This window comes from Pseudofrankia coriaricola, from assembly GCF_032027725.1.
GTDB lineage: Bacteria > Actinomycetota > Actinomycetes > Frankiales > Frankiaceae > Pseudofrankia.
Genome location: NZ_JASNFO010000002.1, coordinates 1 through 13,163 on the forward strand (window position 1 = coordinate 1; position 13,163 = coordinate 13,163).

Below are 13,163 nucleotides of genomic sequence, written 5' to 3' on the forward strand. Positions count from 1 at the left end.
GGGACGGCCTTCGCCGTGGCCGGCACGGCGACGCCATCGGCGTCGGCAATGTCGCCGGCCGCGGCAATGTCGCCGGCCGCGGCAATGTCGCCGGCCGCGGCAATGTCGCCGGCCGCGGCAATGTCGCCGGCGGCGGCGAGGCCGGTGCCGATGGCGGCCGGCGTCGTGGTCTGGGCCGGCGCGCCGCGCAGGGCGCGCGCGAGGCTCGCGGCGCCGAGGACGGCGCCGGCGCCGAGGACGCCGAGGACGGACGAGAGATAGCGGTAGTCGAAGCCGGCGGTCAGCGCGCTGATCGCGAGCACCGACAGGCCGCCGGCGCCCGCGAGCCAGTACATCGGAGGAGGGCCGGGCCTGCGGCGGCGCCGGGCCACCGGGACGGCGAGCAGCCCGGCGAGCAGCCCGGCGCCGACCAGGGGCATCGGCACGTAGCCGAGCCGCGAGTAGTCGGCGAGCCGCTCCGCGAGCCCCGTCCGCAGGGTCGTCACGACGTAGTAGCCGTCGGCCGAACTCGGGTCGCTTTCCGGCAGGACGTTGGTGAGCGTGTCCGGCAGCTCCCAGGTGTCGGCGCGGGACGTCCTGGCGTTCTCGTGCCGCGTCGGGGAGAAGTAGCCCACCAGATAGTCGCCCGACGTCCGCAGCATCATCCACGGCTGCGCGCGGACGATGTCGTCCGCGAACTCGCCGGCGAGCTCCTCTCGGCCCTTGGGGATGCGCGCGTGGCCCTGGCGTAGCGGCGACTTCGCCGGCCACAGGTAGGTGTCGGGCTGGGTGCGCCGCGCCACGGGCCGCGTGTCACACAGGGTCCGCAGCACGGGACGGTCCTCGGGCAGCGCGGCGCAGTCGGCGAACGGCGCGACCCGGCCGTACAGGAAGTACCCGGAGTGCGCCGAGACGTTGAAGTGCTTGCCCTCCGAGAGGCTCCACCCGCTGTACGCGCACACCGGCGCCGCCGCCGCACCGACGAACGAGAGAGCCACGGCGAGTACCCGCATGATCCCGCGGACCCTCTCCGTGCCCTGCTCGCGGCGGGCCCGGACGGCGGCGGCCGTCGCGGTCACGACCAGGACGGCGAACGCGACGGCGAGCGGTCCGTAGCCGACGGTCCGGACGGTGAGGCTCGCGCCGAGCAGCAGCCCGGCGAGCGCCGCGGCCCACACCCGCGGCCGGCCGGGCATCGCGAGCAGCAGCAGCCCGAGGCCCGTGAGCACGCTGAACAGCGTCTCCGCGAGGACGAACTGGCCGAGGTCGAGCACCCAGGGCGACAGCAGCATGGGCACGGCACACAGCGAGGCCACCCACGTCCGCCGGGTCACCCGGACGGCCACTGCGTACAGCACGATGCCGACGGCGAACGTCAGCGCGTGCTGGATGATCACTAGCCGGGTGAGGTGGGCCTCGCCGTCGACCAGCCGCAGGAACATCGGGTAGCCGGACGGCCGCCAGTCCTCGGGCCACAGGCCATGCCATGCCTGATCCAGGTAGGCGCCCGAGTCGCCCAGGTACATCAGCGCCGGCTGGTAGGTGACCACGACCAGCACCCTGGCGACGAGCGCCACCAGCGCGACCACACCGAACAAAGCGTGCCGCCGCGCCCACGCGCCCAGTCGCCGCCGCGCTCCTGGCCGCCACACCGCCGACCGCCAAGCCGCCGACCGCCAAGCCGCCGACCGTCGAAACGCCGCGGGGCTCGGGGCGCCATCCGTGCCATCCACGCCAGTCGTGTCGATCGTGTCGGTCGGCTCTGGGCCGGGAGGGGTCGTTGAATCCACGACCGGCTGTGTCGTCACGGTCGTGACCGGCTGGTCAAGCGGCGTCGCCATCGTCGTCAGTGTCCCAGCCGATCCCGCCGTGACGGCTCCGCCCTCCCCGGTGTCTCCCCGTGTCTGCACCCCTCGCACGGCATGACCTGCGCGTCAGGCGCCGCCGGGCAGCCTTCGCTCCCGGCCTCCCGCCCTCCCGCCTCATCGCCCCTTCGCCGTCGCCTCCCCCTCGGAGCGTCACCCCTCGGAGCGTCACTCCGTCGGAGCGCCGTTCCGGCGTCGTCACGTCATGCCGCCCGCACGCCGCTGGCGGAAGTCGCCTCGTGGAGGTGACCCAGATCTCTGCAGGCTCGGAATTTTTGCGTTGACTGCAAACTTGTAGGAGAGGCAAAGTTGTAGTGCACGCACGATCGACCGGCCCGGCACCGCGTCCAGCCCCGACGCGGACCCTGATCCCGCCGCCGCGGCCGGCGACCGTGCAGGGCGCGGAAACGCGAAACGAGAACCGCGAACGACGGACCCCCAAGGCCCGGAGGCGCACCCTTTGGAGACACGCAGATGAATTCGCCACGCAGCGCCGCCCGGGCCATGACCACCCGGCTCACCCGGACGAAGGACGCAGCTCGAACCTCGACGCTCGCACCCGCCGGCCCAGCGGGAACTCCAGGAACCGGCGGTACCCGGGCCTCGAACCTCACCGGCGGCACAGCGGCCGGCGCCGCCGGCGATGGCCGCCGGATCTGGCTGATCGTCGCCGCTCTCGGCACCGGCCTGCTGCTGGCCTCGCTCGACCAGACGATCGTGTCGACGGCGCTGCCGACGATCGTCGGTGACCTGGGCGGCGCCTCGCACCTGTCCTGGGTGGTGACCGCCTACCTGCTGGCCTCGACGGTCTCGACACCGATCTGGGGCAAGCTCGGCGACCTCTACGGCCGCAAGCGCTTCTTCCAGGCAGCCATCGTGATCTTCGTGGCCGCGTCCATGCTCGCGGGCCTCAGCCAGTCGATGACAGAGGTCATCGCGTTCCGCGCGCTGCAGGGCCTGGGCGGCGGTGGCCTTGTCGTCGGCGCGATGACGATCATCAGCGACCTGGTCTCGCCCCGGGAGCGGGGCCGCTACCAGGGCGTGTTCAGCGCGCTGTTCGCCGTCTCGTCGGTGCTCGGCCCGCTGCTGGGCGGCCTGTTCGTCGATCACCTGTCCTGGCACTGGATCTTCTACATCAACGTTCCGGTCGGCGTGGCCGCGTTCGCCGTCGTCACCGCGGTGCTGCCCGCGATCCGCAACCGGGCCAAGACCTCGATCGACTACCTGGGAGCCGCCGTCCTCGCGGCCGCCACGACCTGCCTGGTCCTGTTCACCAGCCTCGGAGGCTCCTCGATCGCGTGGAGCTCAGTGACGAGCATCGGCCTCGGGGCCGGCGGTGTGGCGCTGCTGGGCCTGTTTGCGCTGGTCGAGCGGCGGGCGGCCGAGCCGATCCTGCCGCCCCGGCTGTTCACGCTGAAGGTGTTCAACATCGCGAGCCTGATGAGCTTCGTGGTCGGCTTCGCGATGTTCGGCTCGATCATCTTCCTGCCGCTGTTCCTGCAGGTCGTCAAGGGCATCGACCCGACCGTGTCCGGCCTGCAGATGCTGCCGATGAGCCTCGGCCTGATGATCGCCTCAATGACGACCGGGCGGCTGATCTCCGCCTTCGGCCGGTACAAGGTCTTCCCGATCATCGGCACCGGCCTGATGACGGTCGGCGTGGCGCTGTTCTCGCTGCTGACCCCGGACGTCTCGACCCTGCGGCTGAGCCTGTCGATGTTCGTCTTCGGCGTCGGGATGGGCATGGTCATGCCGGTCCTCACCCTGTCGGTGCAGAACGCGGTCGACCCGCGGGACCTGGGCGCGGCGACGTCGGGCGCGACGTTCTTCCGCTCGATCGGTGGCTCGTTCGGCACCGCCGTGTTCGGCACGATCTTCGCGAACGTGCTGGCCGGCAAGCTGGCGCACCTGGTCGGCGGCGCCCCGCTGCCGGGCGGGGTCACCGGCTCGAACGTGAGCCCCAAGCTCATCGCCGGCCTGCCCGAGGCTCTGCGCACCGGCTTCATCCAGACCTACACCGACTCGCTGCAGGTCGTCTTCCTGGTCGCTGTGCCGATCGCGTTCCTCGGGTTCCTGACCGCCTGGCTGCTCCCCGAGCTGCGCATGCGCCGCAGCAGCGGTCTCGACGCCCGCACTGAGGCCACCGCGGCGGCCGACGCTGGGCTGGTCGGCACGGCCGACGCCGCGCTGGTCGGCGCGACGGCCGGCCAGGCCGCCACGGCGGGGCACGCCCGGCCGCGGACCACGACCGGTGGAACGGTCGTCCCGGCTCCGCGCCTGGCCGACCTCGGCCTGCGCACGGCCAGCGGCGACGAGCCGGAGCTGACCATCCCGGACACGGTTCCGGCGGACCTGATGCTCTCCGGTGACCTGGCCAGGCGCGGCCGCTCGCCCAGGCACGACGGTTGAGCGAGGCGCCTGGCCACGGGTCCTGCCCGGACACCCGAAAGGGTTGCCGGGCAGGCCCCGTGGCCAGGCCGACCGGGCCCAGCGGCCCGCGATCAAATCTTTTCACTGGCTGCAAACTTGTATTGACGGCAAACTTGTAGAGTACGCAAGATACGGTGCGGACGATCGACCACCGGCGCCGGCGGCGACCGGCCGAGAACGACCGGTCGCGCGGCGGCCGGAGCGACGAACGAACGCCGACGAGCACCACGAAGCGAGCGGGCGCGAGGGAGGAGGAACGGGCGATGGGAGTGAGTGCCGGTGTGGCCGAGCCCACCGAGCTCGGGCTGCGCGAGCGCAAGAAGCGCCAGACCCGCGACGCGATCCGGGAGGCCGCCGTCCGCCTCGTCGCCGACCGTGGCCTCGAGCGCGTGACCGTCGACGAGATCGCCCAGGCGGCGAACGTCTCCCCGCGCACGTTCTTCAACTACTTCCGGTCCAAGGAAGACGCCCTCGCCGGGATCGACGAGGACGAGATCGAGGAGACGTGCGCCGCGTTGCGCGCCCGGCCGGCCGACGAACCGCCGCTGCGTGCGCTCGCCGCGATCCTGACCGCCCGGCTCGAGCGCAGGATGCTCGACCCGCGGATGCACCAGGCACGGGTGCAGATGCACCAGAGCCACCCGCAGTTGTTCGGCGCGCACGCCGCCACCTGGCGCATCTTCGAGCGGCGCCTCGCCGAGGTCATCGGCGAGCGCACCGGCCTGTCGGCCGACGAGGACCCGTACCCGGCGACCGTCGTCGCCGTGGCGATGGCCGTCGTCCGGTCGACGATCTCCCACTGGCAAGGAACCCAGAACCCGTCCGCGGCGGCGCTGTCGGCGAACCTGCGGGCGGGATTCGACAGCGTCGCCCGCGGCCTCGCGCCGCCCGCGTCCGGGCAGCCGGCCGCGTCCGGGCAGCCGGCCGCGTCCGGGCAGCCGCGCGCGGCCCCAAACCCGCCGCCGGCCACGCCGCCGCTCGTGACGCCGGCCGACGCCACGCCCGCCTGAACCCATCGAGCCCGGCCCGACTGAGCACGGACCGACTGAGGACGGACCGCGCCGCGCCCGGCGCGCGAACCCCGCCGACCATGCCCCGCCCAGCCGCCGAGGGAGAACGTGATGGCGTCACCCAGCACAGCGAGCCGGTCCCCGGAGCCCACCCCTCCCGCCTCGCCACCGGCGGCGGACGTCCTGGACAAGCCGGGAGGACACCGGGTCGGCCTGATCCTCCTCGCCCTTGGCGTGGGCATGCTGCTCGCCGCGCTCGACCAGACGATCGTGTCGACAGCGCTGCCGACGATCGTCGGCGACCTCGGCGGCGCGGAGCACCTGTCCTGGATCGTCACCGCGTACCTGTTGGCCTCGACGGTGTCCACGCCGCTGTGGGGCAAGCTCGGCGACCTCTACGGCCGCAAGATCTTCTTCCAGGCGGCGATCGTCATCTTCCTGGTGGCATCGGCGGTCGCGGGGCTCAGCCAGTCCATGGGCCAGCTCATCGCGTTCCGCGCGCTGCAGGGCCTGGGCGGCGGCGGCCTCATCATCGGCGCTCAGACGATCATCGGTGACGTGCTGTCGCCGCGGGAACGGGGCCGCTACCAGGGCGTGTTCAGCGGCCTGTTCGGCTTCGCGTCGGTGGTCGGCCCGCTGCTCGGCGGCCTGTTCGTCGACCATCTGAACTGGCGGTGGGTCTTCTACATCAACCTGCCGCTCGGCGCGATCGCGCTGATCATCGTCGCCTCGGCGCTGCCGTCGACCCGCAACCGGGTGAAGCGATCGATCGACTACGTCGGCACGCTCGCACTTGGCGGTGCCGCCACCTGCCTGGTGCTGTTCACCAGCCTCGGTGGCACAACGCTGGCCTGGAGTTCCCCGGCCAGCATCAGCCTGGTCGTCGGCGGCGTGGTGCTGCTGGTCGCGTTCGGCTTCATCGAGCAGCGCGTGGTTGAGCCCGTGCTGCCGCCGAGGCTGTTCGCCAACCGGGTCTTCAACGTCTCCAACCTCATGGGCTTCGTGTGCGGTTTCGCGATGTTCGGGGCCATCACCTTCCTGCCGCTGTTCCTGCAGGTGGTCCAGGGCATCGAGCCGACGATGTCCGGCCTGCACCTGATACCGGTCATGGGCGGCATGCTCGTGTCGTCGACCCTCACAGGGCGGCTGGTGAGCAGGACGGGCCAATACAGGGTTTACCCGATCGTCGGCAGCGCGCTGATGGCGATCGCGATCGTGATGCTCGCCGCGCGGATCACCCCGGGTATCGGCTCGGCGGAGCTGGTCATCTACATGCTGCTGCTGGGTCTTGGGCTGGGCGGCGTCATGCCAGTGCTGGTCGTGTCGGTGCAGAACGCCGTCGAGTTCCGTGACCTCGGGGCGGCCACGTCTGGTTCGGCGTTCTTCCGATCGATCGGCGGCTCGTTCGGCACGGCCATCCTCGGCGCGATCTTCGCGAACCAGCTGACCAGCAAGTTGGCGACATCGCTCCACGGCGCCGCGCTGCCGCAGAACTTCAGCCCATCGGAGGTGAGCCCGAAGCTGGTCTCGGGCCTTCCGCCCGCGGTTCGCCAGGGCTTCGAGGGCGCGTACACCGACGCGATCCAGGTCGCGTTCTGGGTTGCCGCTCCGGTCGCGGCGATCGCCCTTGTCCTCAGCTGCTTCCTGCCCCAACTGAGCATGCGCTCGAGCAGGCATGTCGCGGAGACCACCCCGGCGGCGCTAGGCGCCGGGGTGGAAGCCCCGGTCAGCGGCGCCGCCTCGCTGAGCGAGGCCGCCGCGGCGGACGGCGACGTCACCGCGGGCGCTACCTCCAGCGACGGCGCTGCCAGCACGGCGGGCGCGAGGTCGACCACCGGGTAGAACACAGAAAGTGATCGCGCGCACACGGCTGAACGGGCCGCTGGCGGCCGATCACGGGAGCCCTGGCCGATCCCCTGGGTGCCCGGCGACCACGCCCGAGGCACCAGGCCGCCGGGGTCTCACCGGAAACCCGATCCGTGGCACGTCAGCCAGCCCATAGACAGGCTGAGTTGACACACTTCGCGGCACCGCCATTGATGTGTGTTGGATGAGCAGGCCTATAGGCCGGCCTAAATGACACAGTTCGACATCCAGCACCCGCTCGGGCGTCCCGGCCGCAAGGGACGAGACCTCGGAGCCGCCGCGGCACGCCCCACCCCGACAGCGGCGGGGCGTGCGGGCGGAACCACAGCCGCGACCCCGCGCACCATGGTCGGGGTTATCGAGAACCCGCCACCGCATCCGCCGCGTCCGCGCCAACGACCCCGCCGGGCTCAGGGCTGGTGGCGCCCGCGGCGGATGGCTTCGCGTGGTCGTCTCCGGCCAGCCCCGCCGGCAGGTCGCGCAAGGACGAGCGGGAGACGACGACGAGCGCCGCCACGACCAGCGCGCCGGTGGCCGCGAGGATCGTCCAGGTGACGCCCACAGGGAACGGAGCCCAGCGGGCGATCGCGGCTGCGGCGTCCGGGATCCGCGCCGGGGTGAAGGCGACGCCGCGGCCGAGCCAGTAGTAGCTGCAGATGGCCAGCAGCGCGAACGCCTGCATGAGCACCGCGCCGACGAGCAGGATCACCGGAGTCCAGCACGCGCGCCGGCCGAGCAGCCGGGCAAGACCCGCCACGGCGACCACGGCGATGCCGACGACGCCGAGATAGAGGTAGCGGCCTTGGACGGCGATGCCGCGGGTGTAGCGCTCGTAGTCGGCCCAGCTGCGCTGGCCGACCGTCACATAGGCGAACACGGCCGGCAGCAGCAGGACTGCCGGAACCGCGGGCGTGCGCAGCCGGCCCAGCCAGCGCCGCCCGGCTGGCGCCGCCGCCATGTCGGCCGCGGCCCGCGCCGGGATCGGCGGAACGGACGACTCCGCGGGCCCGCGTCCACGCCCGCGTGGACCGGCGAGGCCGGTCGCGAGCCCGACGAGGCCGACCGCGACGACGACGACGGTCGCGGAGACGATCGCGATCGGCGTCAGCTGCGGCGGTTCGAACATGCCCAGCCCGGCCCAGAACCGGTTGAACATGGTCTGGACGAAGTACCACAGCCAGGTCCAGAACGAGTCGGGCAGCAGCAACGGCTCCCGGCGGGGCGGGTCTACCCCCCAGCCGTTCGGCTGGACCGCCCCGTAGAGCACGTAGTTGCGCACCCACCACCAGCCGCCGCCGGCGAGCCCCACGCCGAGCGCGATGGCCGCCGGCCGCCACGGCAGCGAGGCGAGCGCCGCGCGCAGGCGGGCACGGCGCGGCTCGGTGCCGGCCGGCCTCGCGTCGCGGTCGCGCAGCCAGCCGACCAGGTAGGCGGCGGCGACCATGAGCGGCAGCAGCAGGGCCGTTCCTTTGGACAGCAGGGCCACCGTGAGCCACAGCCCGGCCCAGACCGCCGTGCGCGCCCGCCGGTCGCCTCGCAGCACCCCTGCGAGGACAAACGTCAGGGCGCTCGCGGACAGCATGAGGATGCCGTCGTTGTTGAACGACGAGCCGACCCGGGTGAGGCCGGGAACCGCCAGCGGCAGCACCGCGGCGCCCCGCGCCACCATCTCGGCGAGGCCGAGGCGGCGTGCCGTCGCCCAGGCCAGCAACGGCAGCGGCGCGACCAGCAGGATGTTGAGCAGCCGCAGGACATAGACCTGTTCGTCGTAGGCCCAGTCGTCCGAGCCTGGCAGCGCGGACAGCAGCCCGGCACCGACGGCGTAGACCAGCGGCGGGTGCTGCACCATCTGGTTCGACAGCCGGCCGTCGGTGACGGGGTCCGGCCCACCGAGCTCGTCGAACGAGCCACGCTCAGGGCGTGGCGTCGGGGTGATCTCGGCGAACGACGGCGAGCCGCGTCGCTTGCCGCCGGACTGGAACATGTCGGCGTAGTCGCCTCGGTCGAAGTCGTCCGAGGTCGCCGCGACCCCCTTGGAGATCGTCTTGTCACCCGGGCCGGGCCAGCCGGCGCCGTGCTGGAGCCCATAGACCATGTCGACGTGCTGCGCCTCGTCGTAGCCGGCCCACGTCGGGTAGATCACCGAGTAGGTAGCAAGCAGCGCGACGTGCAGCGCGGTGATCAGCAGCACGGCCGCCGGCACCCGCCGGGCCAGCGCCCCGGCGGCCCCGGCCGCTTTCCCGGGGGCCCGCCGCGGGCGCCGCACGCGCCGCGGGTGGTCCGGCGCGCCGGCGGCGGCTGGTCCGCCGGATGGGTCGGGCGCGGTCGGCTGGGAGGGAATCCCCATGCCGCCCGCCTCGGGCGGGGGGGACGCGGTGTCGGTGCGCTCGCTGATCTTTGGCTCCGTGGTTGCTTCGTCGCGGGCGCGTCGCGCCCTCCTCCGGCCATGCCGGCCGCCAGGCCGGCTCCGCCGGGTCTCCGCGGCCCATTCGTGGCCGAACGGCCCCTCATGTGGGCCGTGGTCCGTTGCGATTCGGCCCGATATGGCCCGCGACCCGCCCGTCAAGCCTAGACGACCGGTTCCGGCGCCCCGGCGGCCCGGGAGGCCACGCCGCCGGGCACCACGGTGCCCATGCCGTGCCGCCCGCATGCCGTGCCGCCCGCATGCCGTGCCGCCCCGCGCCGCGCGCCGTGCTGCCCAGGTCTATGCGATGCCCAGGCGCGATGGTGTTGCCTGGGTGTGGGCCGCGCCACGGTGCCCGGCCGTGCCGGGTGCTTGGTGCTCACCGCCGGACGCCGCACGGCGCGGGCGCCCCACGCGGCCAGGCGCCGTGGGAGTCCCACCACGCCACCGCACAAACCTGTGCAATACCTGTGAATCCACCCGGGCCTCCCGCAGGTGGCGGGCAGGCACGCGCCGATGTCACCGGCACACCCGCCCTGAGCCGTGGCGGCCGGCGTCGGAACCCGCCCGGGAAGGCACGGCGGGTGCCTACCTGACGTGGGTGCCGGGTTGTTCGACGGTCTGCCAGACTGCGAACCGTGCGCGTACTCGTGATCGGTTCTGGTGGCCAGGTCGGCTCCGACCTGTGCCGGCTGCTTGCCGCTGATCCCCGGCTGCCGGCCTCCGCTGGGCTGACCCGGGCGGAGTGTGACATCACCGACCCGGCCAGGGTCCGGGCGGTAATCCGCGACCAGGCCAGACCGGCGAAGATCCAGGGCGGGCTCACCGTCGTGAACACCGCAGCCTGGACCGACGTCGACGGCGCGGAGACCGACGAGGCGGGTGCCTACGCCGCCAACGCCGCCGGGCCCGCGCACCTGGCCGCCGCCTGCGCGGACGCCGACGCGACGCTCATCCACCTCTCTACCGACTACGTCTTCGACGGCACGGCCGACAAGCCGTACGAGGTGGACGACCAGACCAGCCCGGTCTCCGCCTACGGGCGGACCAAGCTGGCCGGCGAGCAGGCCGTGCTCGCGCTGTGCCCGTCGGCATACGTGATCCGTACGGCCTGGGTATACGGCGCGGTAGGGAAGAACTTCGTCAAGGCGATGGCGCGGCTAGCCCGTGAGCGCGACTGCCTCACGGTCGTGGACGACCAGCGCGGCTCACCCACCTGGTCAGCCGACCTCGCCGCCGGGATCGTCGAGCTGGCGCTCTCCGGCGCCTCACCCGGGCTCTACCACTACACGAGTGCCGGCGACACCACCTGGTTCCACTTCGCGCAGGCGATCATGGAGGAGCTCGGCCCCGACGCGGTCAAGGTCGCCCCGACGACCACAGCGGCGTTCCCGCGCCCCGCGCCCCGGCCCGCCTACTCGGTACTGTCCGCCCGCCGCTGGACCGACGCCGGCCTCACCCCGCCCCGCCCCTGGCGCGACGCGCTTCACGCCGCCTTCGCCGCCCATCCGCGGGAGCTGCGCGGCTGACCACAATGCCTGGGAGCCGGCGGTTCTTCTTGATTAAGCCAGGCGAGGGGTCCCCGCCGATCCGCCTACCGGCGCCGACCGAGCAGCAGGTATGGAATTCGTCGATGCGACGCATTGGGGGATCGGTGGGGTAGCTGTGCCCCGGGGGTAACGTGAAGCCGTGACCGCGCAGATCAGCCCGTCTCCACCACCGGGGACCAACCCCGGGCCTGAGGGCCGTCCCACCCTGGTGGCGGTCGCCTGGCCCTACGCCAACGGCGCACCGCACCTGGGGCATATCGCCGGCGCCTACCTGCCGGCCGATATCTTCGCGCGGTTCCAGCGGATGGTGGGCAACCGCGTGCTGATGGTGTCCGGGTCGGATACCCACGGCACGCCGATCACGGTACGCGCCGAGGAGGAGGGCATCACTCCTCAGGAGGTCGTCGACCGCTATCACCCGGTGTTCCTGGATATCTGGGAGCGGCTCGGCATCTCCTTCGACCTGTTCACCTCCACCCGGACGGACAACCACACCCGAGTCACCCAGGATGTGTTCACCCGGCTGCGCGACGCCGGCTACATCTCCATCCAGGAGACGACGCAGTTCTACGACCCCCAGGCACAGCGGTTCCTGCCCGACCGTTATGTGCTGGGCACCTGCCCGTACTGCGCGTACCCGAACGCGCGCGGCGACCAGTGCGAGAACTGCGGCCGCACCCTCGACCCGGACCAGCTCATCGACCCGCGCAGCAAGATGACCGGCGCGGTGCCCGAGCAGCGCCGGACGTCGCACTTCTTCCTGCGGCTGTCGGCGCTGTCCGACGAGCTGCTGGCGTGGCTGCAGAGCCGGCAGGGCTGGCGCCGGCACGTGATCAACTGGTCGGTCCAGTTCGTCAAGGACGGCCTGCACGACCGGGCGATCACTCGCGACCTCGACTGGGGTGTGCCGCTGCCGACCGACGAGCTCGGGCCGGGCAAGCGGATCTACGTCTGGTTCGAGGCGGTCATCGGCTACCTGTCGGCGAGCAAGGAGTGGGCGGCGACGATCGCCGGCGACCCGGAGGCGTGGCGCGCCTGGTGGGAGAACCCGGACGCGGCGGCGTACTACTTCGTCGGCAAGGACAACATCCCGTTCCACACTGTGATCTGGCCGGCGATGCTGCTTGGCTACGGCGGCCTGAACCTGCCGACCGACGTACCAGCGAATCAGTACGTCACCTTCGGCGGGGCGAAGGCGTCGAAGTCGGCCGGGATCGGGCGGACGGTCCCGGACTACCTCGACGTCCTCCAGCCGGATGCGCTGCGGTACGCGGTCTCGACCGTGCTGCCCGAGCAGAACGACACCGAGGTCTCCGACGCGGACATCATCCGCCGGGTCAACGACGAACTGATCGCCAACTGGGGCAACCTCGTCAACCGGGTGATGGCTCAGATCAACAAGTTCTTCGACGGGGTGCTGCCGGACGTCCCCGCCCCGGCGGAGCTGGGCGGCCAGCACGCCGAGCTGCTGGCGAAGGTCGACGAGGGCCTGGCCCGGGTCGCCGAGCTGCTGGAGAAGGTCGAGCTGCGGGCCGCGCTGCGGGCCGCGATGGAGATCTCCGGCGAGGTGAACCAGTACCTCTACCGTGAGGAGCCCTGGAAGACCATCAAGGTCGACCGGGAGGCCGCCGCGGCCAGCCTCGCCACGTCGGTGCAGGCGATCGCCGGTATCGCCGTCGCGCTCGCTCCCTTCCTGCCGTTCAGCTCCGAGCGTCTGGCGGCCGTGCTGGGCGTCGATCTGGGTGTCTGGCGGCGCCAGCCGGTCCCGGCCGGCCGCCGCCTTGAGTGGTCGGGCGCCCTGTTCACCAAGCTGGACCCCAAGGCCCTGGACGTGCCAGCGGCCTGAGCTCCCGATTCGCGAGAACGGCGTGGGGGGGGCGCCCCCCCCACGCCGTTCTCGTTTCGGGCTGGACGCGTCGCACCCGGGATACCCGGGACGCCCACGGAACCGTCACAATTCCCGACGACCGTCACCCAGGGTCTCCGGTAAAGCCGCCGAACGTAGCGATGGCGAGTACGGGCGGCCATGAGCGGGTACGTTGAGCAGCAACATGTGTTC

The 13,163-nt window shown here is 72.3% G+C and carries 7 protein-coding genes; 5 read left to right on the forward strand and 2 right to left on the reverse strand.

What is annotated here, in order from left to right:
* Nucleotides 1–1,568, reverse strand: a 1,568-nt coding sequence (locus QOZ89_RS02170) for a hypothetical protein (protein WP_312622966.1), incomplete at its 3' end; no start/stop codon positions are given.
* Between the two features lie 750 nt (nucleotides 1,569–2,318).
* Between QOZ89_RS02170 and QOZ89_RS02175 the strand changes: the two genes are divergently transcribed.
* The 3 genes from QOZ89_RS02175 (at nucleotide 2,319) to QOZ89_RS02185 (ending at nucleotide 7,126) form a co-directional block, all read left to right on the forward strand.
* Complete coding sequence (locus QOZ89_RS02175; RefSeq protein ID WP_312622851.1) at nucleotides 2,319–4,253, forward strand: MDR family MFS transporter; 1,935 nt, start codon at nucleotides 2,319–2,321, stop codon at nucleotides 4,251–4,253.
* A 284-nt stretch (nucleotides 4,254–4,537) separates the two neighbouring features.
* Nucleotides 4,538–5,284, forward strand: a complete 747-nt coding sequence (locus tag QOZ89_RS02180; RefSeq protein WP_312622852.1) for a TetR/AcrR family transcriptional regulator — start codon at nucleotides 4,538–4,540, stop codon at nucleotides 5,282–5,284.
* A gap of 111 nt (nucleotides 5,285–5,395) precedes the next feature.
* Nucleotides 5,396–7,126 carry an MDR family MFS transporter gene (locus QOZ89_RS02185; RefSeq protein ID WP_312622853.1) on the forward strand — a complete coding sequence of 577 codons (1,731 nt, stop codon included), beginning with the start codon at nucleotides 5,396–5,398 and terminating at the stop codon, nucleotides 7,124–7,126.
* Between the two features lie 379 nt (nucleotides 7,127–7,505).
* On the opposite strand, the gene QOZ89_RS02190 is transcribed toward QOZ89_RS02185, so the two are convergent.
* Nucleotides 7,506–9,497 carry an ArnT family glycosyltransferase gene (locus QOZ89_RS02190; RefSeq protein ID WP_116271768.1) on the reverse strand — a complete coding sequence of 664 codons (1,992 nt, stop codon included), beginning with the start codon at nucleotides 9,495–9,497 and terminating at the stop codon, nucleotides 7,506–7,508.
* 707 nt (nucleotides 9,498–10,204) lie between these two features.
* Here QOZ89_RS02190 and rfbD point away from each other — a divergent pair.
* Both rfbD and metG read left to right on the forward strand, forming a co-directional pair.
* Nucleotides 10,205–11,083 (forward strand): dTDP-4-dehydrorhamnose reductase, encoded by an 879-nt coding sequence (gene rfbD / locus QOZ89_RS02195; RefSeq protein WP_071052703.1) that lies wholly within the window; start codon nucleotides 10,205–10,207, stop codon nucleotides 11,081–11,083.
* A 160-nt stretch (nucleotides 11,084–11,243) separates the two neighbouring features.
* Complete coding sequence (gene metG, locus QOZ89_RS02200) at nucleotides 11,244–12,950, forward strand: methionine--tRNA ligase (RefSeq protein ID WP_312622854.1); 1,707 nt, start codon at nucleotides 11,244–11,246, stop codon at nucleotides 12,948–12,950.
* The last annotated feature ends 213 nt before the right edge of the window (nucleotides 12,951–13,163 follow it).

What these genes read in the sequence shown, in the direction of transcription:
- QOZ89_RS02185 (WP_312622853.1), top strand. Translation starts at nt 5,396, where the DNA reads ATGGCGTCACCCAGCACAGCGAGCCGGTCCCCGGAGCCCACCCCTCCC.
- QOZ89_RS02190 (WP_116271768.1), bottom strand. Translation starts at nt 9,497, where the DNA reads ATGGGGATTCCCTCCCAGCCGACCGCGCCCGACCCATCCGGCGGACCA.
- QOZ89_RS02180 (WP_312622852.1), top strand. Translation starts at nt 4,538, where the DNA reads ATGGGAGTGAGTGCCGGTGTGGCCGAGCCCACCGAGCTCGGGCTGCGC.
- QOZ89_RS02175 (WP_312622851.1), top strand. Translation starts at nt 2,319, where the DNA reads ATGAATTCGCCACGCAGCGCCGCCCGGGCCATGACCACCCGGCTCACC.